Source organism: Bacillus sp. PAMC28748 (assembly GCF_014250415.1).
Taxonomy (GTDB): Bacteria; Bacillota; Bacilli; order Bacillales; family Bacillaceae; genus Bacillus; species Bacillus licheniformis.
The window spans coordinates 2,062,335-2,086,037 of the sequence record NZ_CP060192.1 but is presented as its reverse complement, the minus strand read 5'-3'; the positions used below and the strand labels follow the sequence as shown (position 1 = coordinate 2,086,037).

Annotated in this window: 20 protein-coding genes; 8 read left to right on the top strand and 12 right to left on the bottom strand. The window is 47.2% G+C overall.

What is annotated here, in order from left to right; translation table 11 throughout:
- Nucleotides 1–49 precede the first annotated feature (49 nt).
- Both cax and H7F26_RS10550 read right to left on the bottom strand, forming a co-directional pair.
- Complete coding sequence (gene cax, locus H7F26_RS10555) at nucleotides 50–1,105, bottom strand: calcium/proton exchanger (RefSeq protein ID WP_003179800.1); 1,056 nt, start codon at nucleotides 1,103–1,105, stop codon at nucleotides 50–52.
- Nucleotides 1,106–1,209: 104 nt separating this feature from the next.
- The gene (locus H7F26_RS10550) at nucleotides 1,210–1,590 is read right to left on the bottom strand and encodes an OsmC family protein (protein WP_017474108.1); all 381 of its coding nucleotides are present in this window, start codon (nucleotides 1,588–1,590) and stop codon (nucleotides 1,210–1,212) included.
- Between the two features lie 100 nt (nucleotides 1,591–1,690).
- On the opposite strand from H7F26_RS10550, the gene H7F26_RS10545 reads away from it, so the two are divergent.
- On the top strand, nucleotides 1,691–2,869 hold the full coding sequence (locus H7F26_RS10545; RefSeq protein WP_003179795.1) for an MFS transporter: 1,179 nt from the start codon (nucleotides 1,691–1,693) through the stop codon (nucleotides 2,867–2,869).
- A 195-nt stretch (nucleotides 2,870–3,064) separates the two neighbouring features.
- On the opposite strand, the gene H7F26_RS10540 is transcribed toward H7F26_RS10545, so the two are convergent.
- Genes H7F26_RS10540 through H7F26_RS10530 form a run of 3 tightly spaced genes read right to left on the bottom strand, consistent with a single transcriptional unit; the run spans nucleotide 3,065 to nucleotide 4,719 of the window.
- Nucleotides 3,065–3,880, bottom strand: coding sequence for a YihY/virulence factor BrkB family protein (locus H7F26_RS10540; protein WP_003179792.1), 816 nt, complete (start codon nucleotides 3,878–3,880; stop codon nucleotides 3,065–3,067).
- Entirely contained in the window at nucleotides 3,877–4,227 is a 351-nt protein-coding gene (locus H7F26_RS10535; protein WP_003179790.1) for a hypothetical protein, read from the bottom strand. Before H7F26_RS10535 ends, H7F26_RS10540 begins: the two co-directional genes overlap by 4 nt.
- A gap of 21 nt (nucleotides 4,228–4,248) precedes the next feature.
- Nucleotides 4,249–4,719: a low molecular weight protein-tyrosine-phosphatase gene (locus tag H7F26_RS10530; protein WP_003179788.1), complete on the bottom strand. Its 471-nt coding sequence runs from the start codon at nucleotides 4,717–4,719 to the stop codon at nucleotides 4,249–4,251.
- Nucleotides 4,720–4,902: 183 nt separating this feature from the next.
- Here H7F26_RS10530 and H7F26_RS10525 point away from each other — a divergent pair, with 183 nt between their 5' ends.
- Both H7F26_RS10525 and H7F26_RS10520 read left to right on the top strand, forming a co-directional pair.
- Nucleotides 4,903–6,261 (top strand): alanine/glycine:cation symporter family protein, encoded by a 1,359-nt coding sequence (locus H7F26_RS10525; RefSeq protein WP_003179786.1) that lies wholly within the window; start codon nucleotides 4,903–4,905, stop codon nucleotides 6,259–6,261.
- A 122-nt stretch (nucleotides 6,262–6,383) separates the two neighbouring features.
- Nucleotides 6,384–6,566, top strand: a complete 183-nt coding sequence (locus H7F26_RS10520) for a DUF1128 domain-containing protein (protein WP_031314520.1) — start codon at nucleotides 6,384–6,386, stop codon at nucleotides 6,564–6,566.
- A gap of 40 nt (nucleotides 6,567–6,606) precedes the next feature.
- Here H7F26_RS10520 and H7F26_RS10515 read toward each other — a convergent pair whose 3' ends face one another.
- Nucleotides 6,607–7,122, bottom strand: coding sequence for a type 1 glutamine amidotransferase domain-containing protein (locus H7F26_RS10515; RefSeq protein WP_003179783.1), 516 nt, complete (start codon nucleotides 7,120–7,122; stop codon nucleotides 6,607–6,609).
- A 228-nt stretch (nucleotides 7,123–7,350) separates the two neighbouring features.
- On the opposite strand from H7F26_RS10515, the gene H7F26_RS10510 reads away from it, so the two are divergent.
- Nucleotides 7,351–11,688: a multifunctional 2',3'-cyclic-nucleotide 2'-phosphodiesterase/3'-nucleotidase/5'-nucleotidase gene (locus H7F26_RS10510; protein ID WP_016886260.1), complete on the top strand. Its 4,338-nt coding sequence runs from the start codon at nucleotides 7,351–7,353 to the stop codon at nucleotides 11,686–11,688.
- Nucleotides 11,689–11,729: 41 nt separating this feature from the next.
- Here the strand turns inward: H7F26_RS10510 and H7F26_RS10505 are convergent, their stop codons facing one another.
- The gene (locus H7F26_RS10505; RefSeq protein WP_003179779.1) at nucleotides 11,730–12,413 is read right to left on the bottom strand and encodes an NAD(P)H-dependent oxidoreductase; all 684 of its coding nucleotides are present in this window, start codon (nucleotides 12,411–12,413) and stop codon (nucleotides 11,730–11,732) included.
- 130 nt (nucleotides 12,414–12,543) lie between these two features.
- Here H7F26_RS10505 and H7F26_RS10500 point away from each other — a divergent pair, with 130 nt between their 5' ends.
- Nucleotides 12,544–12,936, top strand: coding sequence for a winged helix-turn-helix transcriptional regulator (locus H7F26_RS10500; RefSeq protein WP_003179777.1), 393 nt, complete (start codon nucleotides 12,544–12,546; stop codon nucleotides 12,934–12,936).
- Here the strand turns inward: H7F26_RS10500 and H7F26_RS10495 are convergent.
- The 5 genes from H7F26_RS10495 to H7F26_RS10475 all read right to left on the bottom strand — a co-directional run bounded on the left by H7F26_RS10495 (nucleotide 12,933) and on the right by H7F26_RS10475 (nucleotide 18,681).
- Entirely contained in the window at nucleotides 12,933–13,844 is a 912-nt protein-coding gene (locus tag H7F26_RS10495) for an alpha/beta hydrolase (RefSeq protein WP_011197653.1), read from the bottom strand. The two genes, H7F26_RS10500 and H7F26_RS10495, sit on opposite strands and share 4 nt — an antisense overlap.
- An 80-nt stretch (nucleotides 13,845–13,924) precedes the next feature.
- Nucleotides 13,925–15,220 (bottom strand): nucleotide sugar dehydrogenase, encoded by a 1,296-nt coding sequence (locus H7F26_RS10490; RefSeq protein WP_003179773.1) that lies wholly within the window; start codon nucleotides 15,218–15,220, stop codon nucleotides 13,925–13,927.
- Nucleotides 15,221–15,305: 85 nt separating this feature from the next.
- Nucleotides 15,306–16,370, bottom strand: coding sequence for a Gfo/Idh/MocA family protein (locus tag H7F26_RS10485; RefSeq protein WP_003179771.1), 1,065 nt, complete (start codon nucleotides 16,368–16,370; stop codon nucleotides 15,306–15,308).
- Nucleotides 16,367–17,476: a DegT/DnrJ/EryC1/StrS family aminotransferase gene (locus H7F26_RS10480; RefSeq protein ID WP_003179769.1), complete on the bottom strand. Its 1,110-nt coding sequence runs from the start codon at nucleotides 17,474–17,476 to the stop codon at nucleotides 16,367–16,369. The genes H7F26_RS10485 and H7F26_RS10480 overlap by 4 nt, the downstream gene beginning before the upstream one ends.
- A 122-nt stretch (nucleotides 17,477–17,598) precedes the next feature.
- Entirely contained in the window at nucleotides 17,599–18,681 is a 1,083-nt protein-coding gene (locus H7F26_RS10475) for a glycosyltransferase (protein WP_003179768.1), read from the bottom strand.
- Between the two features lie 194 nt (nucleotides 18,682–18,875).
- On the opposite strand from H7F26_RS10475, the gene H7F26_RS10470 reads away from it, so the two are divergent.
- From H7F26_RS10470 to H7F26_RS10460, 3 genes are all read left to right on the top strand, one after another.
- The gene (locus H7F26_RS10470; protein WP_016886287.1) at nucleotides 18,876–21,119 is read left to right on the top strand and encodes a glycosyltransferase; all 2,244 of its coding nucleotides are present in this window, start codon (nucleotides 18,876–18,878) and stop codon (nucleotides 21,117–21,119) included.
- Nucleotides 21,120–21,273: 154 nt separating this feature from the next.
- Nucleotides 21,274–22,647 (top strand): glycosyltransferase, encoded by a 1,374-nt coding sequence (locus tag H7F26_RS10465; protein ID WP_017474312.1) that lies wholly within the window; start codon nucleotides 21,274–21,276, stop codon nucleotides 22,645–22,647.
- 66 nt (nucleotides 22,648–22,713) lie between these two features.
- The gene (locus tag H7F26_RS10460) at nucleotides 22,714–23,688 is read left to right on the top strand and encodes an NAD-dependent epimerase/dehydratase family protein (protein WP_003179761.1); all 975 of its coding nucleotides are present in this window, start codon (nucleotides 22,714–22,716) and stop codon (nucleotides 23,686–23,688) included.
- Nucleotides 23,689–23,703: the final 15 nt, after the last annotated feature.

Genomic DNA, 23,703 nt, shown 5'->3' with positions numbered 1-23,703 from the left:
TTCTTTTTCCTTATTGTTTTCCGGATGCTCTCTGTTTATCCCGATTTTTTTAAAGAAGGAAAAAACCGATTCCCATGATGATATAAGCGGCCAGCAATGTCGCGCCTTCAAACCAGTTCGTGTCCCCGTCGTTGGAAATGATGATCATCAAAAGGACGGCGGAAGCCATGGCGACCAGCTCCGGCAAGGTAAAGACGAGCGGCATGCTCGTTGGAAAAAACAAAGAGCTGATGACAAGAACAGGGGCGACAAACATCGCGATCTGAAGCGTTGATCCGATCGCAATTTCAACCGCGACATCCATTTTGTCCTTATAGGCCATAATGACGGCGGAAGCATGCTCTGCCGCGTTTCCGACGATCGCGACAATGATGACCCCGATGAAAAGCTCCGACCAGCCGAATTGTTCGGCCACCGTATCAAACGTATGGACGAGGTGCTCGGAAATGTAGGCGACGGCAACAGTTGCCAAAAATAAGATCAATGTTGCGCGCTTTCCCGACCATTCCGGCTCTTCATGCGATTCTTCCTGCTCATTTTGATTCGTCTGGTAAACCCCGCGGTGGCTGACAAGCTTGAAATAAAGTGCAGCCAGGTAAAGCAAAATCATGATGATGCTGATGCCGACGCTCATCGACAGCTTCCTCGGCTCTGTCATTTCAGCTGAAAACACTTCAGGGATAACGAAAGCGACAATCACCGCGAACATGAGCAGACCTGAATTGTGTCTCGCATCATACACGTTGAATTCCTGGCGCTTATATTTCAGGCCCCCGATGAAAAACGAAAGCCCGGCGACCAGGAGAAGGTTGCCCAAGACAGATCCTGTCAGCGATGCGAGCACAATTCCGATCAGTCCTTCCCGCAACGCGAAAATCGAAATGATCAGCTCAACGGCGTTTCCGAACGTCGCATTTAAAAGGCCTCCGATCCTCGGTCCCGCAATGATCGCAAGGCTTTCGGTGGCTCTTCCCATATAGCTTGCAAGCGCGATGATCGTCAGGCAGTATATGATGAACAATAAAACCTGCGGCCAATGCAGAAGGCTCCCTGCGACAGAAAGTGGAACACCTGCAGCCATCATCCAAAAGAAAAAACGGCTCATTTTTCATTCCTCTTTTCTTTTTTGGTGTAGGTTATTTTTGTGCGAACTTTTCGCTTTATATACGGCATACTGATCTATTCCGCAGCGGCGCATGTTTTTAAACATCAGCGAATCTCAAATGTTTCGGTGATGTCAATACTGTTTTCAACAGACCTCACCATGGCGCAGTTTTTCAGCGCTATTCTCAGCGCCTTTTTGATTTGTTCTGTACCGAGGTTTTCTCCCTTCAATATGAAGTGAAGATGGATGCTTTTGATGCGGCCAGCCTCTTCGGAAATGCGTTCTTCTTTTGTTTCGATGATCATATCTTTCAGCTGTATCCTTTTCTTTTCCAAAATTTTATGAAGAACGGTTCCGCTGCATGCCGCAATCGAAGCGGCCAGCAATTGATAAGGCCTGAATCCCGCTTCTTCATTGCTTGATATTTTAAGCTTCCCATATTCCAGATCAGCCTCAAAGCCGTTCTGATTCCACACGATTTCCATGAATCACACCTCTTATGAAAGAAAAAGAAAAATCGCCTTGCCTGAAAACTTCTGAAAGTTGTACGATCAAAGAAGGATTACGGATAAGGAGAATCGGCCGATGACTAGATTTCACTTTTTCATTCTCGTTTTGATTGTCAGTATATCAGGTTTTTCGCAAGGGATGCTCCTTCCGGTCATCTCTGTTATTTTCGAACAGGAAGGCCATTCGGCTGCACTGAACGGGCTTCATGCGACAGGCCTCTACATCGGCGTCCTGATCGCTTCGCCTTTCATGGAAGCGCCGCTTCGCAGGCTCGGTTTTAAACCGCTGATTGTCATCGGCGGGGTGATGGTGTGCGCGAGTTTGTTCGCCTTTGTTTTTATTCAGTCGTTTATCGTTTGGTTCTTTTTGCGGCTCTTGATCGGAATCGGGGATCATATGCTGCACTTTTCAACGCAAACTTGGGTGACCACATTATCGTCTGAAAAAAAACGCGGCCGCAATATCTCTTTGTACGGCCTTTCGTTTGGTTTGGGATTTGCAGCCGGGCCTTTTTTAACGCCGCTTGTCAACATCGCCCCATCATTGCCGTTTATCGTCTCAGGTGCGTTCAGCCTGCTGGCATGGCTGTTTATTTTTTGCCTGCAAAACGATTTCCCTGAGAAAAGCGGCTCTGAAAGCCGCAGCGATAACAGCTTGAAGCGTTTCGCTCAAGCCTTCCTGCTTGGGTGGGTCGCGTTTTTGCCGACATTCGGCTACGGCTTTTTGGAAACCGCCCTGAACGGCAATTTTCCCGTCTATGCGCTCCGGTCGGGCATTTCCGTCGAAGGCGTATCGATCATTCTTCCGGCTTTTGCGATCGGAAGCATCGTCTTTCAGTATCCGCTCGGCGTGTTGAGCGACAAGTACGGAAGGCGAAATGTACTCCTTGTCATATTGGCTGTCGGGGCAGGCTGCTTCTTTGCTGCGGGCTTTTCCGAATCCGTTCTTCTGCTTGCGGCATGTTTTTTCATAGCCGGAATGGCTGTGGGATCAACTTTTTCACTCGGCATCAGTTTTATGGCCGACCTGCTTCCAAAACGCCTTCTCCCGGCCGGGAACTTGATGTGCGGAATTACATTCAGCTTCGGAAGCATTTTCGGTCCGGTTGCAGGCGGGTGGTATATGCAGATATTCCATAACAGCAACCTGTTTTATTTGATTACATGCGTGATGGTGTTGATCTGGATCGGGGTGCTCTTTGGCAAAACGAAGAAAAACGGCGCTCTCGAACAATCTGAGGCGGCGCCAATGTAAAAAAGGCCGGCTGCTGGAGCCGGCCTTTTAAGGCAATTTTTAATGATATCCGTTTTGTCCGTTGGCGCTTCCGCTCGTTTTGTTCTTCGGACTTTGCTTTGAATTTTGTTTATTATGGCTGCCGCCTTTTTTCGTGTGTTTTGCCATGATGATCCCTCCGCTTTTGAACTCATGAAACGTTCATATATAGATTGCTCAATTCCGCGGATTTTCTTCAGGAATGATTTTACGCTTATGTAAAAGGGCATTGATTTCCCCTCCAAGAATAATCATCATTCCGCTTAAATAAAACCAGATCATCAGGACGATGATGCCGCCGAGGCTTCCGTATGTCGCACTGTAGTTTGCAAATTCGCTGACATAGTATGAGAACAGGACGCTGACGAGGATCCAGCCGGCGGTCGCTGCAACAGCTCCCGGAAGCACGAATTTAAATGACAGCCGTTTATTCGGAGCAAAAAAGTACAAAGCCGTAAAGACGATCAGCAGCACAAGCGGGCTGATTCCCCAGCGAAGCGCTGACCATGCCGTCAGAAACATCTCCGGCGTACCGTCCAGATTGGCGATAAAATGGCCGATGGCCCTCCCGAATACAGGCAGAAGAAGCGCGACCAATATTGTGAAAACCATCGCGGCGGTCAAAAGGAGCGATGTCAGCCGAACCATGATAAAAGAGCGGTTTTCCTCTACTTCATAAGCATGGTTAAAGGCCCTGACAATCGCGTTCAATCCGTTTGATGCAGACCAGAGCGCCGCAATGATCCCGAAAGAAAGCAGGCCCCTGTTTCCGGTATTCAGGGTCTCTTCAATGACGGACATCGTGTCTTCTGGGGCATACTGTTCGATCAGCCCGATGACATCGCCCGTTTTGACAGGCAGGTAGCCGATCAATGTCAATAGGAAAATCATAAACGGAAACAGAGACAATAGAAAAAAGTAGGCAAGTTCCGCCGATTTGCTCGGTCCTTCATGAAGGAAAAAACGCCAGCCCAGCTCTTTCAAAAAACTCATTCTTTTTCCGGCTCCGTACGTCCTTTGGATTTGGCTGTGAAGTGATCCCTCGTTTCCTCAATCAGGCCGATCACTTTTGGCGTCGTTTCCTTCAGCTCTTTTATCTGTTGATTTAAGAAGCTCAAATCATCCGATATGGAAGCCGTCAGCTTTTTGGCTTCGTCCATTTTTTCTTTCACGCATTCGGTGAGCATGCCGGGATTTGCACGGTAAAGGCGGACTTTGTTTTTGCACGCGGTAAGCTTTGCACCGCACGCTTCCCTAGTCGGTTTGTGCAGCAGTGACATAACCGCCCCGACCGAAGCGCCGAGGAGGATATTTCTGATGAAAACGCGGTCGTTTTTCATAAAAAATCTCTCCCTTCGTTTTTATAGATTGTGTTCTTTTCGAATGTCCTTCAGCAATTCGCGGCACCCTTTCGCGACGAGTTCGTACACCTCTTCAAAGTTCCCGGTGTAGTATGGATCAGGAACATCTGCCGTCTCACAGTCTTCGACATAGTCGAGCAGCCTCCGGATGACGGCTTTGCTCCCGTAGCCGGCAAGGCTTCTCACATGGCCTGCATTTTCGGCATCCATTGCGATGATATAATCGAACGCTTCCGGGTCCTTGTCAGTAATCTGCCTTGCATACAGGCCTTCGCAGCTTATCTTTTTTTCAGACAGCAGCGACCTTGTGCCTTCATGAGGCGGTTTGCCGACATGCCAGCTTCCTGTGCCAGCCGAATCGGCTTCGATCCGGTCCTCCAGTCCGCTTTTTTTGAGCATATCGTTAAATACAGCTTCTGCCATCGGAGATCGGCAAATATTGCCGAGGCAGACAAATAACACTTTGATCATCACTCAGGAGCCTCCTCTATTCTTTCCCCACTTTTCAGAAAGAAAAAACACTTTTGCTTTTATACTAAAGATTTTTCTGTTTTTTTCAACTTTGGGAAGAAAAGATGACAATGCTATTGACAAATCTAACAAACTTTCAGAATATTCTAGTTAGACACAAAATTAAAGGGGGATATTTCGCCTATGGAATTTATTTCACATATTGTAGATACAATGAACGGTTTTTTATGGGGGCCTCCGCTTTTGATTCTCATTGTTGGAACAGGGATTTATTTGACTTTCAGGCTGGCTTTTTTGCAGGTCAGACTTTTGCCTTACTCTTTAAAGCTCGCCTTTTCAAGGCATCAGGATAAATCCTCCGAAGGCGATATTTCCCACTTTCAGGCGCTGATGACCGCCCTTGCCGCTACGGTCGGCACAGGGAATATCGTCGGCGTCGCCTCAGCTGTTATTGCCGGCGGGCCGGGCGCCGTATTTTGGATGTGGCTCGCCGCCTTCTTCGGAATGGCGACGAAATATGCTGAAGCGGTGCTTGCTGTCAGATTCCGCGTGAAAGATAAAAACGGCGAAATGTCAGGCGGTCCGATGTATTATTTGGAACACGGCCTCAAGCAAAAGTGGCTTGGCGTGTTATTTGCCATATTCGGGGCGCTTGCCGCTTTTGGAATAGGCAATATGGTTCAGTCAAATTCTGTATCCGGAGTCATGAGCTCCACTTTTTCCGTTCCTGCCTGGGTAACCGGCATTATTGTCACGACTTTTACCGCCCTTGTCATTCTCGGGGGAATTAAAAGCATCGGCAGAGTCACCTCGCTGTTCGTGCCGGTCATGGCTTTATTTTATGTCATCGCCGGATTGATCATTCTTGTCACAAACTTTGAACTTGTCCCCGGCGCTGTCGGTTTAATTTTCTCTGACGCGTTTACCGGGCAAGCCGTGGCAGGAGGCGCGATCGGAACCGTGATCCGCTGGGGCGTAGCGCGGGGCGTATTTTCAAATGAAGCAGGTCTCGGCTCGGCGCCGATCGCCGCAGCCGCGGCAAAAACCGATATGCCGGCCCGCCAGGCGCTTGTCTCTATGACCCAGGTTTTCATCGACACATTGATTGTCTGTTCGATTACGGGGATATCAATTGTCATGGGAAATATGTATCTGACAGAAAAAACCGATGCCCTGACATCGATGACATTCGCACACTTTCTTGGTCCTGCGGGATCGACAATCGTCGCGATCGGACTGCTGCTGTTCGCCTACTCGACGATTTTGGGCTGGTCGTACTACGGAGAAAAATGCTTCACCTACCTGCTGAATGAAAAATATGCGATCGTCTATCGTATCATCTTTGTGATCGCCGTCTTTTTCGGAGCGGTCTTTAAAAATGACTTCGTCTGGGCGCTTGCCGATATGCTGAACGGCCTGATGGCAATTCCGAACCTGATCGGCCTGCTCGGTTTGACAGGCATTGTCGTCTATGAATCCAAACAGATCCTCGCCAAAATCAAAGCCGAAAAAGAAGAAAAGCAAAACAGCGTATCTGTTTAAGCCAAATGCTTTTTGACAGCCGTCCTTTTCTTCTCGCTTAATTCTGTTACAATAAAGACTACGAAATCAGTGAGAAAGGATGTGCCTTCTTGTCAGATCAAAAAACAGCCGAGCTGAACAAAATGATCGAAGAGATCTCACAGAAATTAAACATGCTGAACATCGGCGTCATTAAAGCTGAAGACTTCAGCAATGAAAAGCTTGAAGACCTTGAATACCTGCACCAAATGGTGATGAAAAAGAAATCTTTCAGTCCGAGCGAAATGCAGGCAATCGCAGAGGAACTGGCCGCACTCCGAAAATAAACATAAAAAAAGACCGGAAATCTATTCCGGTCTTTTTTCATCAGCCGAGCAGCTTCAAAGATTCTCGTGTAAACGCAGGGATGTCGTCAGGCGTCCGGCTTGTGACAAGCTGGTTCTGGCAGACGACAACTTCCTCGTCCTTAAATTTGACCCCGGCGTTTTCCAAATCGACTTGAATCGATGTGTAGCCTGTCGCACCGCGACCGTCCAGAGCCTTGGCGGTGATTAAAAGCTGCGGGCCGTGGCAGATCGCAAACACCGGTTTTTTGTCATCCATAAAGGATTTTGCAAACGATACGAAACGCTGGTCGGCTCTAAGAATATCCGGCGAAAATCCGCCCGGAATCAACAATGCGTCAAAATCAGCCGGGCTGACTTCGTCAATGGACGCATCTGTTTCCACTTGCGCCTCGCCTTGTTTGCCTTTCAGCGTTTTGCCTTTTTCTTTTTCAATAACCGTAAGCTGGTGTCCGGCGTCTTTGAACGCTTTCGCAGGCTCGGTATACTCCGAATCCTCAAAGTAATCTGTCAGAACAACTGCAATTTTTTTGCTCATATTGATCACCCTCCCAGAAGCTTCTGTCTACATAAATCTATTTACCCCTGCCACACTAAATAAAACATCCCCACGCCCTCGCGACAAAGTACCTAAGTCACCCGGCAGACAGAGACAGACTTTGGAATCATTTTCTGAGTGTTTACAATATTCGCAACGAAAGTTCTACAAAACTTTACAAAAAGTTCTTACAATAGAAATTGTTACTCTAATCTGAAAGGTGGAGAAATGGTGGGAATACAGAAAAGACGGTTTTCAAGGAAAAACATTCTCCGTATTCTGCTAACCTCAGTGATGATACTCAGTTTACTCATGCCAAACACCCAGACATATGCAGAAGAACAAAACGAACACCCGCTGATCAGCCTCAGCATCTTGGGTACGACAGATATCCACGCCCATATGATGGATTATGACTACTATGCCGACAAAGAAACGGCTGAATTCGGACTGGCACGAACGGCTCAGCTGATCGAAAAGTACCGGAGCCGGAATCCTAACACGATTCTTGTCGACAACGGCGACTTAATTCAAGGAAACCCTCTAGGGGAATACATCTTCAAACATGAACGTGAATCGATTATCTCCGGAACGAAAACACACCCGATCATTGATGTCATGAACAAACTGCAATATGACGCCGGCACGCTCGGAAACCACGAATTCAACTACGGCCTTGAATTCCTTGACGGCACGATAAAAGGGGCCGAATTTCCCATCGTCAATGCCAATATTAAAACACCGGACGGAAAGAACAAATATACGCCATATCATATTGAAGACCGGACGGTGACGGATGAAAGCGGCCGAAAGCACCAGCTTAAAGTCGGCTATATCGGCTTCGTTCCGCCTCAGATTTTAACATGGGATAAAAAGCACCTGGACGGCAAAATCACAGTGCAGGACATCACCGAATCAGCGAAAGAAACGATTCCAAAAATGAAACAGGAAGGCGCCGACGTGATCATCGCGATCGCCCACTCCGGAATTGAAAATGGCGAACAGGCGGCGGGAGCCGAAAACGCCGTATACGACCTGGCTCTCAAGACGGAAGGAATAGATGCGATCATCTCCGGACATCAGCACGGTCTGTTCCCCGGCACCGACTATCCCGGTAACGGCGTGATCGACAACCAAAAAGGAACGATCAACGGCATTCCTGTCGTCATGCCGAAGAACTGGGGCAGCCATTTAGGAATTATCGATATGCAGCTTGAACTGGACGGCGGCAAATGGAAAGTGAAAGATGCCAGCGCAAAAACGGAAGCGATTGCCGGAAATGTGATGTCGCGAAACGAAACCGTCGTTTCCGCGATTAAAGATACGCACGAAAAAACGCTCGAATACGTCCGCGCGCCGGTTGGCCAAACAGAAGCTGATATTAACAGCTTTTTCGCGCAGGTAAAAGACGATCCTTCAATCCAGATTGTCACAGACGCACAAAAATGGTATGCGGAAGATGTCATGAAGGGAACGGAATACGAAAACCTGCCGATTTTATCAGCGGGCGCGCCGTTCAAAGCAGGAGGACGCAACGGTGCTGGTTATTATACAAACATTAAAGCAGGAAACCTTGCGATCAAAAACATCGGCGATTTGTATTTGTACGACAATACGCTCTATATCGTCAAACTGACGGGAAGCGAAGTGAAGGACTGGATCGAAATGTCGGCCGGGCAGTTCAATCAGATCGATCCTTCAAAATCGGGTGAACAGGCGCTCCTCAATCCCGATTTCAGGTCGTATAATTTCGATGTCATTGACGGTGTGACCTACCAGATCGATGTCACACAGCCTGCAAAATACAATGCCTCAGGCGGGGTGAAAAATCCGCAGGCGAACCGCGTCAAACAGTTGTCTTACAACGGAAAACCCGTCCGCGACGACCAGGAATTCCTTGTCGTCACAAATAATTACCGCGCCTCCGGGGGCGGCGGATTCCCGCATCTGACTCAGGACAAAGTCGTTTATGCGGCGGCTGATGAAAACAGGCAGGTGCTCATGAACTACATTATGGAGAAGAAAACGGTCAATCCCGCCGCCGACAACAACTGGTCGATCGCTCCGATTAAAGGAGCCGACGTGACATTCGAGTCTTCCCTCCTTGCCAAACCGTTTGCTGAAAAAGCGAATGACATCGATTTTGTCAGGGAATCCGAAAACAAAGGATATGGCGTCTATAAGCTGAACTTTGACGGTTCAGAGCCTCCAGTTGATGATGAAAACTGGACATTAACCGTCATGCACACGAACGACACGCATGCCCACCTTGATGGAGCGGCAAGGCGCGCTGCCAAAGTGAAAGAAATCCGCAGTGAAACAGAAAACAATGTGCTGCTCGATGCCGGCGACGTCTTTTCCGGCGATCTGTATTTTACAAAATGGAACGGACTCGCCGATTTGAAACTGATGAACATGATGGGCTATGACGCCATGACCTTCGGCAACCATGAATTTGATAAAGGGCCTAAAGTGCTCGCAGACTTTCTCAGCGGAAACTATACAGCCGTAGACCCGTTAAACAGACACCAGCTGGAAAAGCCCGATTTTCCGATCGTCAGCTCCAATGTGGATGTATCAAAAGAGCCGAAGCTGCGAAGCTTTCAGAAAGAGCCTGCAGTCTTAGCAGCGGGAAAAAAGAAAGAAAGCGGCATCTATCCTTATATTCTGCTTGATGTAAACGGCGAACAAGTCGGCGTATTCGGCTTGACGACGGAAGATACGTCATATACATCAAGCCCCGGTCCGAACATTGCGTTTCATGACGCTTATCAGTCAGCAGAGAAAACGGTGAAGGAACTGAAAGAAAAAGAAAAGGTCAACAAAATCATCGCCCTCACCCACCTCGGCTACAACCGGGATCTGGAGCTTGCCAAGAAAGTGAAGGGCATCGATTTGATTATCGGCGGGCATACGCATACACTTGTCGATCACTTGAAAGTGGTGGAGAACGAAGAACCGACAATCGTCGCTCAAGTGAAAGACTACGGACAGTTTTTGGGAAGGGTCGATGTGGTGTTTGATGAGAACGGCGTCGTTCAAACGGACCAATCAAGGTTCAATTTGATCGCGATCGACGACAAAGTGGACGAAGACCCTCCTGGGAAAGAAGTGCTTGACGGCTTTAAAGAAGATATTGACGAACTGAAAAAGAAAAAAGTAGGCTATGCCGATGTCCCGCTGGACGGAAAACGCGAGCATGTCCGCTCAAAAGAAACCAACCTCGGCAATTTTATCGCGGACGGCATGCTGAAGAAAGCAAAACAAGCCGGCGGAGCTGACATCGCCATCACAAACGGCGGCGGAATCAGAAGCGGTATTGCCAAAGGCGAAATCACACTCGGCGATGTGCTGACGGTCATGCCGTTCGGCAACACCCTTTATGCCGCTGATTTGACGGGGGCGCAAATCAAAGAAGCGCTTGAGCACGGGGTGAGCCAAGTCGAAGAAGGCGGAGGCGCGTTTCCGCATGTTTCGGGTCTATCCTTCACCTTTACACTGAGCAAGCCAAAAGGTGAGCGAATCCTTGATGTGAACCTAGTCAATGACAAAGGGGACGCTGTTCCGCTCGATTTGGACAAAACCTACCGTGTCGCTACAAATAACTTCATGGGCGGCGGCGGAGACGGCTATTCCGTTTTTAAAGAAGCGAAAAACGGTGTCGATCTCGGCTTTACCGATTACGACATTTTTACAGAGCAGCTTGCCTTATACGATTCTGTTTCACCGAACATCGAGAACAGAATCACAGAAGTGTTCCTTCCCGACCGTCAGGCAGACGGCACTTGGACGCTTGCGGAAAAGCCGTTCGAAACATACGGGAAAAACGCAAATCAGGCGATTGCCTATTTCCCTGACACAGAAAAGGAACACATCAAGCTGAATATGACAAAAGCACAGACTGACCTTGTCAAAGAAAGAACCGGTGATCCAAGCATCACCCTGAAAAACGATCGCATTGCGATGCAGCTTCCAGCCGTTAATCTGGCAAGCGAAAAGACAAAAATCAGCATTAAAATCGCCAAGGATATCAAACAGGCGGTCACAAAGGTATATGATTTCAACATTCAGCAGAATGGTAAAACGGTCAGCACATTTAAAGAGCCTGTCGGACTGTTGTTCCAAGTCGATGCTCCTGATAAACATTTGAGCGTCTATTATGTCGACCGCAAAAACAACAGCTTCACAAAAGTAACAAACGGCTATACGAAAGGCCGTACCGTTGCAGGCTATGTCGACCATTTCAGCGAGTATACCGTGATGAATGACAATGATGCCGGGTCGCCTTCCCTTCCGCCGGGTTCCGGCGATGATGACACTCCGGATGGCGGCAGCGGCGGTGAACCCCCTGCTTCGCCCGGCGCCGGCAGCGGCGGAGACGGATCAGGCGGTCATGACAGCGGCGGAGCAGATGACGGAAATGAACCTTCCGATGGTTCAAACGGCGGTTTTTTGCCTGACACCGCTTCAAACGCCTATCATTGGCTGATGCTCGGCCTGCTGTTGCTTATATCCGGAAGCGGCCTGTACCTTTACCAAAGGAAGCGGCGCAAGCTCCAGATCTAAATATAAAAAGTGCGGTCTGCTTATGCAGAACCGCACTTTTCTTATTCGACCCATTTCACGATTTGATCAAGCGCCCGTCTCGTCTTCGGACGCGGCTCTTTCACACGGTATCCGAAAGCGGCCATGACCGAGATGTCAAAGCGGCCATCCTCCAACACCCCTTCTTTTTCAAGGATGTCGTGGACTTTGTCGTAGTTAAAGCCTTCAATCGGGCAGGAGTCAATGCCGATCAAAGCGGCAGCCGTCATCATGTTGGCGAGCGCGATGTACGTTTGCTTTGATACCCAGTCAAACATCGCCCTGTCGCTTTCGTACAAATGAAAATCGCCGTCTTGGAAACTTTCCAGAACGCCGTCTTCTTTCAGCATATTTTCAATGATGTCCTCCGGCATTTTTTTCACATGCTTTAATTGATCTGCAACATAGCCGGAATCACGTCGCATTTCCTTAGCCGTGCGTCCGAGCAGCAAAACGAAATGGCTGGCTGTCGGAAGCTGCCCCTGTGCACCCCATGAGACTTGACGCAGTTTTTCACGCAGCTCTTTATTTTGGACGACGACAAATTGCCACGGTTCGAGGCCGACCGAGCTTGGCGACAGTCTGCCCGCTTCTAAAATGAACTGAAAATCCTCATCTGATATCTTTCTGTCCGGATCAAATTCTTTTGTCGCATGTCTAAATTGGAATGCGTCAAGAATCTCTTGCTTCTTGGATTGCTCTGTCATATTATGTTCTCTCCTTTTCTCTATAGTTTATATTCCTTTCTCAATTTCATTCTAATCATTATAATAGCAATAAGAAAGTACGCACATTTTTGTGGCATAGTATCATTTTTTATACTAAGGAGAGAAGAAAATGAAAAAACATCCGGCAGCATGCGAAGCACCGGACGGTTATTCATGTCCGGTGGAAGCAACGATCGATATCATCGGCGGCAAATGGAAAAGCGTCATTCTGTATCACTTGATCGATGATAAAAAACGCTTTAATGAACTGCGGCGCTTAATTCCCGGCGTGACTCAGCGGATGCTGACCCTCCAGCTTCGAGAGCTTGAGCGCGACGGCATCGTCTGCCGTACAATTTACAAACAGGTTCCTCCGAAAGTCGAGTACAGTTTAACCGAGTTCGGCAAGACGCTGATCCCGATCATCCGGCAAATGATGAATTGGGGAACGTCCTACGCCGGCAAAATCAAGGAAGCGCGCCAAAGATCGGCAGCCGCTGAAAAACTGGAATCGCAAGGCTAATTGGCCGGCTCGATTTTCAAGATAAAGTCTTTGATTTTATTTAAGTATTCCTCAGGATTGTGGCGAAATCCGCCGACATGTCCGGCGCCTTCAATCCAGTACAGTTTCTTGAATCCCTTTTTCCTCTCATACAGGCTTTTGGCCATTTCCGGCGGAACAAGCTGATCCTTTGTGCCGTGGATGATCAACAGCGGCGTGTCTGACTGCTCAAGGTTGCTGACCGGCGATATATCAGCAAGGCTCCAGCCGTGGCGCCGCTTGATCAGCCCGCTTGCCAACGGGATGAGAAACGGCACGGACAATTTGACGGCGGCTTTCAGCTGAAAGCGGCATAGCTCTGTTAAATCGCTGAAGCAGGAATCGGCAATACAAAACTTGATTCTCCGATCCTGTTTCATCAGCTCGATGGCAGCCGCCGCTCCGAGCGATTCGCCAAGCACCCCGATCCAAAGATCTTTGCCGAACCTGTTCTCAAGCTCGTCAGCCCACCTCGCCAAATCATCCTTTTCGTAAAACCCGTAGGAAACGTGTGAACCGCCGCTCAACCCGTGGCACCTGCTGTCGCAAAGCAGGACATTGTAGCCGATGGACTGAAACAGCTCGACGTATTTATACCCGCCAAACAGCGACCACTTGATGCCGTGGGAGATGATGACGGCTTTCCTGCTCTTTTGAACGGGAAATAGCAGCGCATGCAGCCGGCATCCATCCCCTGCTGTCAAAAACAGCTCTTCTTTGTCGTGGGACTCAAACACGTCATCGATGATCTCGCCGTGTTTGAGTCCGCTGAAAAAAGTTTCTTCATATGTGCTCCGGTTCGGCAAAACAAACAAATAGCTGACAATCAGACTGACGGCGAAAATACTGATCCCAATCCCAGAGACCATCAACAGAATTCCGATCCACACGGCCCTCACCCTTTTCGTTCTTGTTTTAACTTATTGTATTCCGAACGGATCTGGGCGTGAGTCGCTGCAGAAAAATTGATTCAGGAGCGCCCGTTTCCGAGCTGGATGACTTTTGCTTTTCCGGCTGCTTCCCTCAGCACTCCTCTCGTATCAAATATCACGTTTGCATGGTTTAATAACAGCTCTTTCGGGAGTGCGTCATGATCAGTTAAAATGACAACACAGTCATACTCTTTCAGCATCTTTGAATCTATCGGCACGCTTGCTAGCTTTTTGCCGCTGAGGTCGAGGTCCGGAACGTGCGGATCATGGTAGGAAACATCTGCTCCCATGCCGATCAGCTTCTCTATAATATCAAGCGATTTTGATTCGCGGACATCCGCGATATTTCGTTTATAGGTGACGCCGTAGATTAAGATGCGGGCGTCTGTCGCCTTGTCTTTCCCTGCCAGCTGCAAGGAGCGCTCTGCGATATAGCGGACGATTCTATCATTTGTCGCTTCCGACAGCTCGATAAAGTCGCTCGATAATCCGCTTTGTTTCATGACAAACTGCAAATACAGCGGGTCGACGGGGATGCAATGGCCGCCGATGCCGGGGCCTGGATAAAAAGCCGCAAACCCATACGGCTTCGTGCTTGCCGCCTCGATGACTTCCCACACATTCACCCCGAGCCTGTCGCATATCATCGCGAATTCATTAATGAATGAAATATTAATAAACCGGTACGTATTTTCGAGCAGCTTTGTCAGCTCCGCTGTTTCTGGCGATGTAACAGGCACAACCTCTTCATAAATGCCGCTGTATAATTGATGCACCTTTTCAAGGCATGCATCCGTCGCTCCTCCTACTACCTTCGGCACGACCTCAATCGGGAACTGATTGCCCGGATCAACGCGTTCTGGAGAATAAGCCAAGTAAAAATCCTTCCCGCATACAAGGCCGCTTTTTTCCAGGATCGGTTTGACGATGTCTCTTGTCGTACCCGGATATGTCGAGCTTTCCAACACGACGAGCTGCCCTTTTTTCAAGTGCGCTCCAATCAATTGCGCCGCTCTTTTCACATAATTCAAATCAGGACCCGCATCATCATTCAAAGGCGTCGGCACGCAGATGATGACGGCATCCGCTTCACCGATTAAACTGTAGTCCGAAACAGGACGAAAGAAACCGGTGCCTATTCCGTCCTGCACCGCTTGATCGTTTATATCCGAAATATAGCTGGTTCCTTTCCGCAATGCCTCGACTTTCTTTTTGTCCAAATCAACACCGATAACCCGCATTCCTTTTGATATCAACAACATGGCCAAGGGCAGACCGACAAACCCCAAGCCGATGACCGCTATCGTTTCGTTATGAATTTCCTGTTTGCTCATTTATCAACTCGCCCCTTCTGTACATTCCTTTAATAAACTATGTTTCAAATCTTTTTTTGAAAGGGACGATCTACCAAAACAAAACCTATTTATTTTTCATATCAGTTGTTTGAAATGAAGAAAGAGGCAGCTGCACCGGTTGCTTCTGCAGCACAGATTGATAGATTCCAAAGATGGTTTCAATCGCCTTTTTTCCTTCATAGCCGTCAACCAATAGCGTGTCTTGGCGCTTGAGGGCGCTTATAAAGTTTTGATACATTGCGGTTTGTTCGCCGCCGATGTCAATCAGCTTTGCCGCTTCTTCAGCATCCGCCTTCTCCCCGTGGATGTACCAGCGGCTGATCCGGTTTAATGCCGGACCTTCCAATGAAATCGTTCCATTTTCTCCAAAAATCGAGAGAGAGCTTCCGATATTGTTTGGCTGTGTGACGATATTCGCTTCTACTACACCTTTCGCCTGACTGGCAAACGTCAGAATACCGACAGCAACATCTTCCGTTTCTTTAGCTCCGGAGCCGCCCAGCATATCTCCGTAAACGCCTTTTACATCACCTAAAAACCATTGCAGCAGATCGATCAGATGTATCCCTTGATTGACCAGCATCCCGCCGTCTTTTTCCCAGCTTCCCCGCCAGGATGCCGCTTCATAATAAGCGGGGGACCTGTTTAAGCGGAGCGATACCGTGCCCAAGTAGATCTTTCCCAGCTTTCCTTCCTCAATCGTTTCCTTCAGTTTTTTCATGATCGGCCGGTGGCGCATCTGGTGGCAGACCATGAGCTTCAGCCCGTTCTGCTCCGCCAGTTCTATAAGCTCATCGGCATCCCGTAATGACAAGGTCATCGGTTTTTCGACGATGACGTGCTTGCCTGCCAGCAGCGCATGTTTGGCCATTTCGGCGTGCAGTCCCGAAACCGCCGCAATAATGACCGCTTCAATTTTAGGATCTGAAAGCAGCGCTTGATACTGCGGATAGCGGGTCATTCGGCTTTCCTCACCGGCGAGGGAAGCATAGTATTCTTCCGCTTCCTTCATTCTTTCTTCCTGCAAATCACTGACGGCCGACAACTTTGCATCATCGCACTCGGCCAGTGCTTGAAGATGTTTTCTTGACATATAGCCGCAGCCGATTAAACCAAAATGAACCGTCACTTTTCCCCTCCTCCTTTTTTCAGCAGCGCAGAAATAATCTGATCTTGTTCCTCGGCGGCTAGAAAAGGATCCATCGGAATGGCGAAAAGGGTTTCGGACAAGGACTCGGCTATAGGAAAATCGCCTTTTTTGTACTGCAGTGAAGAATAGACCGATTGCAGATGAAGGCAGCAAGGATAATACACACCTGAATGAATGTCCTGCTCTTTCAGCGATTGTATGATGTAGTCGCGGTTTTTCGCGCCGATACAATAGAGATGATAGATATGTGTGCGGTCCTCTTTCTCTGCCGGCAGTGTGAGGTGCTCCGCCGTTTTCAAACCTTCTCTGTAGCGGCTGGCCACTCTTCTTCTTTGTTCATTCCAGCCGTCGATTTTCTCAAGAAGAATGAGTAAAGCTGCGGCGTGTAATTCATCAAGACGGCTGTTGAAACCGATTTTGTCATGGAAGTATTTTTTGCTAGTGCCATGGGTTCTGAGTGTTCTTAATTGCCGGGCTGCATCCGGGTCTGAAATCGTCACCATTCCCCCGTCTCCCAATGTTCCCAAGTTTTTTGTAGGGAAAAATGAAAAACAGGCGGCATCCCCGATGCTGCCGACAGGCCGCTCTTTATACGATGCGCCGAACGCTTGGCAGGCATCCTCAATCACAAGCAGTCCGTGTTTTTTGGCAAGCTCCATGATCTCGTCCATATCAGCCGGCTGTCCGAAGATATGGACGGGAATGATCGCTTTAGTAGCAGGGGTGATCTTTTCTTCTATTTTTTTCGGATCAAGATTGTATGTTTCAGGATCGACATCAGCAAACACAGGTTCAGCCCCCACCCTTGAGACGGCTTCGGCGGTGGCGAAAAAAGTGAACGGGGTCGTAATCACTTCATCCCCTTTGCCGATGCCGAAAGCTTCAAGCGTCAGCACCAATGCATCCGTTCCGTTGGCGACCGCGACCGCTTCTTTTACACCAAGCTTTTCAGCTATTCTTTTCTCTAATTCTTCAACCTTTGGCCCCAATATATATTGGCCGCTGTCCAGCACATGTTCAAACTCTTTTAAAATATCCTGTTTTACTGTTTGAAATTGACGTTTTAAATTGACTAACGGGATCATCCTTTGTTCCTCCTCTAAATTCAAAAAGTTCCAAAATAAGTTATGATGCCTGCCGCTAAATTGGCACGGCTTGATTTTATTCATAAAAAAAAGACCTACTTGTTCAGTAAGTCTTTACAATGCTAATTGTTAATGCCTAATTTCCCTTCCAGCAGCTGTTTGTTATGAAGGACGGATTTGTCTTCGGGACGGTATTTCCTCGCCTCTTCATTATGATGATACGACTTTTCAAAGTCTCCTAAATTGTAATAGCACACACACATTTGCAAATGAGGGTACCAAGTATAGTATGCCGGATAGGTGAAGCTCCATTTATTTGAATCAGGCACCAATGTTGTGGCCAGCTCATACCAGTAGATAGCGGCCTTGTATTCCCGCCTCCGCTGAAAGTTATAGCCGATTCTTGAGCATGTTTCGGCACGAGGCGTTTTAGAAAATTCAAATGACTGGAACAGAGATCTCAGCTCATTGTCCATGTCGCCGAGAAAGCGGTGGCAGTCGGCTTTGTTGATGCAGGCGTATACTTTGTCTTCAATCCATCCTTCTTTCATTTCAATGTTTTTATTGTAGCTTTCAATCGCTTTTTCGTAGTGTCTGTTTTCTCTTAATTCATTACCGTAGTAAAAATAGTCGCGCGGGGTAAACGTGTCGCCGCGATCAATCTTCTTTTGGTAAATATTGAGGTTTCGTCCGACAGAGTGGCGGATTTTTTTATGCGTCACTGAAATATCGGCATTGATGATGTTCCCGAATACCTCCAAATATTGATGGCAGTCGCCTTTCCATTTAAAGTTCTTCTCCCTTTTCACCAGACGGTTGCGGCGGTACCTTAATGTCACATTTCCGAATTCGTCGGTTCCAGCATCATAGTACATAGACACGGAATCAACGGAAGGATCAAGCGTTTCCTTCAACTCTTTCAGTTTTTTCTGATCTTCTTCAAGCAAAACATCATCCGCATCCAGATAGAGAATATAATCCTTAGTGGCGTGTTTGAACGATTCATTGCGGGCAGCCGCAAAATCGCCGATCCATTCAAAGAAAAAGACGCGGTCTGTGTATCGCTTCGCAATCTCTACAGTTTTATCTGTCGACCCCGTATCAACAATATTAATCTCATCTACAATGTCTTTCACTGTATCAAGGCATCTCGCTAATACTTCTTCTTCATTTTTGACAATCATACATAGACTGATTGTAACCAAAGCCTTCACTCCCTGAGACTCTTTTTTAAAATCTACCCATAAAATATGAAACAGCAGCTGATCGCGTTTGTGCCACTATCACTGTTTTATATTTTCAAGGCTGCGCCATTTCCAAAGTATTTTTCATAGAACTTTCTTTTTTCGTTTGAATATAGATACTACTAGCGAAAATGTGTTTAACCAGGAGGTTTCAGATGGATAATGAATTGGAATATCTGCTAGACTCTGTTGGGCTTAGCTGGAGAGAAACTGAAATATCCCAACTGATTTTTCATCACAAATGGCACGATGCTGCGCAGAAGCTTGAAGAGAAGCTGAAAGCCGCTCCCTTCGATCCCGGCTTGCTGATAAGCGCTGCTTTTGTCTGTGAAAAAAAGCAGCAGGCTCAGAGAGCGTCTGAATTATATGATGATGCCCTCCTATTTGTCAGGCGCGAACATCGACCTCGCCTCATGAAGGAGAAAGAAGACCTTTTCAAAAAAATGGTCAGGCGTCCAAAAATCATTTTTTTCGTCAAACCGGATTTGGACCGGTTTTTGAATTCTGTCGTTGAGCACCTTTCCGGAACTTACCGGACAAAAAAAATCGTGGTTCATGACCTGAATCAAATCGACGCTGGCATGCAATGGGCGGATATTTGCTGGTTTGAATGGTGCGATGATTTATTGATCCACGGGAGCAAAGTCCCTTCTGCAGCGGCTAAAACATTAATATGCAGACTCCACAGCTATGAAGCATTTACTTTTTATATTAAAAAGGTATATTGGCAAGCGGTGGACCAAGTGATTTTTGACGGAGAGCATTTGCGGGAATACGTATTGGATCAAGTCAAGGCGTTGAAAAAAGAGAAAACGGCCGTCGTTCCAAATGGAATCAAGCTAGATCAATACACTTTTAAACAAAGGCAAAAAGGCTTTCACATCGCTTATGTCGGCTATATCAACTATAAAAAAGGGCCGATGCTTTTGCTGCAGGCTTTCAAAGCACTGATTGACAAAGACCCAAGATACAAATTGTTTATCGCCGGGACGTTTCAGGACGCCCGCTATCAGTTGTATTTCAATCAAATGATTGATGAGCTCCGGCTGACTGACAACGTCCAATTTGACGGATGGCAGGATGATATGAATCAATACTTGGAAGATAAGCATTACCTGATTTGCACGAGCCTTCTTGAAAGTCAGCATATGTCGGCCATGGAAGCGATGGCTAAAGGCATAAAACCGCTGATTCACAATTTTTACGGCGCAAAGACGATATACGATGAATCAGTTGTTTGGAATACAATAGATGAATTCGTGGCCATGATCACAAGCGGTGATTATACATCTCTCCATTATCGGTCGTTTATTGAAGAGCATTATTCATATGACCTGAGCATGCGCAAAATTGAAGAGATGATTTCAGGCTTTGCAAAGCAGTCAGAGTTGACGGTTATGCCAAATCCGCCGCTGATTACGGTAGGCATCATCAACTATAATTACAGTAATTTTATTGATGAATGCCTTCAATCCGTTTTAAATCAACTCTACCCTAATATCGACATTCTGATCGTTGACGACCATTCAACTGACGGCTCCATGCAAAAAATCAGCAGCTATCAAAAAACGCATCCGCACATTCGAACGATATGCCACAGCGAAAATACAAAACTTCCTGATCTCGCTTTTAAGGAAATCTTCCAAGAGGCAAAGGGAGAATATGTTTTGCTTTTAAGCGCAGATGATTTCCTCCCGCACAATTTGGTGATCCATGACTTTATGCAATGCTTTTTTGAAGAAGAGGGATTGGATTATGTTTACGGCGACCTTTTGCTCGTTGATCAACACGGGAAAAATGCGGGTCTGTGGACATATCAAGAGTATGGCGATGAGGAGCTGGTGAGGACGATTTTTCAAAGGGGCGGCTCAGGCATTGTCCCGATGGTGGGCATGTTTAAAGCATCTTATTATCAGCAAAAAGGCTTCACTTGGCTGGTTGATCCGCAAAAGCCGCTTGCAGGGGATGTGCTGAATTGTTTAGCCAATACGAAGCGCGGCTGGAAGCGGCGCTATTTAAAAAAACCTGTATTATGCTACCGCCGCCACCAAAAAAACATTTCCTACCAATTGCATAAAAGAATTCAATCGCTTGTGTACGTCATGGATTATATTGTGAAAGAATTTGACGAAAGCGTCTATTTTCCTCATATCAAATGGAAGGAGCTTGAGGAAAATCAAAGACAGTCCTTGAAATATTTCAGCATCGGGAAAACCTTTTGGAGAATGGCCCGGAGATACGCACAAAACGGATATACCCGGCATCTAGACCATGACGGCAAAAAAGAATGCATTCAGCCGCTCCTGAACAAAATGGATGAGTACTTCCAATTAAGCCTCGCTTCAGACAATCAGTATGAACGATATATGAAAAATATTAAAAAAATCCAGCTGATATAAAACCTTCCGTTCTTTGGAAGGTTTTTCTCTTGCACTCTCGCACAAATACACAGTCATATAGATTCATTTATACGTATGATAGAGCGCACAAAGTGTTTTGTATTCTGCTATTTAAAAGGAGAAATTGAATCAGCATGATCGATGGGAGGTCATCATGAAAGATTTCAAATCAGATATCATTCATTGTCTGGAACAAAAAGAGTGGAACAAAGCCATGAAGCGCCTAAAGGAGTGGGAAGCCGAGGGATCGCATAACGAGCCTGACTTTTATTTTCTTCAAGCCTCTCTTTCTGTTTATCTCGGCCATGACCATAACGCTTGGCTGTGGCTCTGGAGAGGGCTAGATCTTTTTCCTGAAAACAGATCTTTAAATCTGCTGATGGGAAAAGTGTGCCTGCGCACCGGAAGGGAAAAAGAAAGCGCAGCCTATCTTCAAAAAGGAGATGGAGCAGAAACCGCAAGCGCGCCGAAGCTTGACCTTCCTGTTGACGAAAAAACCGAACCTCCGGCTGGGCAAATCCGCATTTTGCAAGGCACAATGGAAATCGCCAATCAAATGAATACCTTGGCTAAAGGGCTCTCACAGCATGGCGCGCTTGCCCACACTTTAAATTACTATCCGTATTATTTAAATTACGCTGCCGACTACACCTGGTCATTGCTGAAAGAACGCAATACGCCCGCCATGAATGCGAAGCTGAGAAGGCTTGCCAATGATCTCCTGCCATCCTATGATTTGTTCCATTTTCATTTCGGCACAAGCTTCACGCTGGACATGTCGGATTATCCCATTTTAAAACAGGCTGAGAAACCAATGGTCATGCATCATTGGGGCAGCGATGTGAGGCTTTATTCAACATTGGCTAAAACAAATCCATACGCCGTTGTTAAAACGAAAAACGAAGCTCGAATTCGATACCACCTCAAACGAATTTCCCAATATGTCCAGCACTGCATCGTCGCCGATATGGAGCTTTACGAGTATGTAAAAGACTATTATGAGCATGTCCACATGATTCCGACCATGATCCAGCTTGACCGCTATACTCCCGACTACAGGTCAAATGAAAAGCCGCTCATCGTTCATGCCCCCACCTCTCCCGGAATAAAAGGAACCCGCCACATCCTTAAGGCGGTGGAATCTTTAAAAGAAAAATACGATTTTCATTTTCACCTAGTACAAGGGGTTTCTCATGAACAGGCAAAGAAAATCTATCAAAAGGCGGATTTGATCATTGATCAGCTTCATATCGGAAGCAACGGATTATTTGCCGTCGAATCGATGGCAATGGGGAAACCCGTTATCTGCTGGATCAGTGATTTTATGAAGGATCACTATCCTTCCGAACTGCCTCTCATAAGAGCAAATCCCGCCAACATTACAGAGGTGATAGAAAGTGTACTGAAAAACCGGGATATGCTGCCGGAAATCGGCCAGAAAGGAAGAAAGTATGCAGAAGTTCATCATGATATGGTGAAAAACAGCAAAAAAACATTGGCTGTTTATCAGTCGCTACTTTCGGAATGAAGTTGAACAACTTTCCCGTCGCGGGATTTGTATGTCAAAAAAACGAAACAAGCAGGTGAACAATTGATGAGCAATATGACAGAGTTATCCGGCCAGCATATTTTCATAACTGGCGGAGCAGGCTTTATCGGATCCTCTTTAATAGGAAAGCTGATAGAGCGCAACAGCGTCACCGTATATGACAATTTTTCAAGAGACTCCCTCCGGTATAAGCCTTACCGGGACCATCCTCACTTGAAAGTGGTGCAGGGAGACATTTTGGATTTGAACGCGCTTAAAAAGGCGATCCAGGGGGCCAGCCACATTGTCCACGCCGCCGGCATCGCTGGGATTGACACGGTCATTCAAAACCCGGTTAAAACGATGCAGGTCAACATGATCGGTTCAGCCAATCTGCTTGAAGCGGCTGCCGGTTTAACCGAATGCAAAAGGGTTGTCTGTTTCAGTACAAGCGAAGTGTTCGGCCAAATCGCTTTCAGAGCGCGCGAGACCAGTCATACTGTTTTAGGAGCGGTGGGAGAAGCCCGCTGGACATATGCTGTCAGCAAACTCGCCGAGGAGCATATGGCATATGCCTATTTTAAAGAACTGGGGCTTCCGACCGTCACCGTCCGCCCTTTTAATGTTTATGGACCGGAACAAGTCGGCGAAGGCGCCATCAAAACGATGGTTCACAGAGCTCTGTTGGATGAGCCGATCTATATTCACGGCGATGGAACGCAAATCCGGGCCTGGTGTTACGTAGATGACATGATCGACGGAATTTTGCGCTGTTTGACGATGAAAGAAGCCGTCGGAGAGTCTTTCAACATCGGCAATGAACGCACTGTGATCACCGTATACGGATTGGCAAGCACGATTATCAGAGTTCTCGGATCAAAATCACAAATCTTCTTTGGGGAGAAAAAAGAAGCCGATATTGAACTGCGCATCCCTCAGGTCAATAAAGCAAAAGAGATGCTCGGTTTCAGCGCTAAAGTTGATCTGGAAGAAGGCATCAGAAGAACAGCTGAAAGCATTAAAAAAAATTTGGAGCAATAAGAAAGGAGGCGCTTT

Excerpts from the sequence above, each read along its gene's own strand:
- cax (WP_003179800.1), bottom strand. The coding sequence starts at position 1,105 with ATGAGCCGTTTTTTCTTTTGGATGATGGCTGCAGGTGTTCCACTTTCT.
- H7F26_RS10550 (WP_017474108.1), bottom strand. The coding sequence starts at position 1,590 with ATGGAAATCGTGTGGAATCAGAACGGCTTTGAGGCTGATCTGGAATAT.
- H7F26_RS10545 (WP_003179795.1), top strand. The coding sequence starts at position 1,691 with ATGACTAGATTTCACTTTTTCATTCTCGTTTTGATTGTCAGTATATCA.
- H7F26_RS10540 (WP_003179792.1), bottom strand. The coding sequence starts at position 3,880 with ATGAGTTTTTTGAAAGAGCTGGGCTGGCGTTTTTTCCTTCATGAAGGA.
- H7F26_RS10535 (WP_003179790.1), bottom strand. The coding sequence starts at position 4,227 with ATGAAAAACGACCGCGTTTTCATCAGAAATATCCTCCTCGGCGCTTCG.
- H7F26_RS10530 (WP_003179788.1), bottom strand. The coding sequence starts at position 4,719 with ATGATCAAAGTGTTATTTGTCTGCCTCGGCAATATTTGCCGATCTCCG.
- H7F26_RS10525 (WP_003179786.1), top strand. The coding sequence starts at position 4,903 with ATGGAATTTATTTCACATATTGTAGATACAATGAACGGTTTTTTATGG.
- H7F26_RS10520 (WP_031314520.1), top strand. The coding sequence starts at position 6,384 with ATGATCGAAGAGATCTCACAGAAATTAAACATGCTGAACATCGGCGTC.
- H7F26_RS10515 (WP_003179783.1), bottom strand. The coding sequence starts at position 7,122 with ATGAGCAAAAAAATTGCAGTTGTTCTGACAGATTACTTTGAGGATTCG.
- H7F26_RS10510 (WP_016886260.1), top strand. The coding sequence starts at position 7,351 with ATGGTGGGAATACAGAAAAGACGGTTTTCAAGGAAAAACATTCTCCGT.
- H7F26_RS10505 (WP_003179779.1), bottom strand. The coding sequence starts at position 12,413 with ATGACAGAGCAATCCAAGAAGCAAGAGATTCTTGACGCATTCCAATTT.
- H7F26_RS10500 (WP_003179777.1), top strand. The coding sequence starts at position 12,544 with ATGAAAAAACATCCGGCAGCATGCGAAGCACCGGACGGTTATTCATGT.
- H7F26_RS10490 (WP_003179773.1), bottom strand. The coding sequence starts at position 15,220 with ATGAGCAAACAGGAAATTCATAACGAAACGATAGCGGTCATCGGCTTG.
- H7F26_RS10480 (WP_003179769.1), bottom strand. The coding sequence starts at position 17,476 with ATGATCCCGTTAGTCAATTTAAAACGTCAATTTCAAACAGTAAAACAG.
- H7F26_RS10470 (WP_016886287.1), top strand. The coding sequence starts at position 18,876 with ATGGATAATGAATTGGAATATCTGCTAGACTCTGTTGGGCTTAGCTGG.
- H7F26_RS10465 (WP_017474312.1), top strand. The coding sequence starts at position 21,274 with ATGAAAGATTTCAAATCAGATATCATTCATTGTCTGGAACAAAAAGAG.
- H7F26_RS10460 (WP_003179761.1), top strand. The coding sequence starts at position 22,714 with ATGAGCAATATGACAGAGTTATCCGGCCAGCATATTTTCATAACTGGC.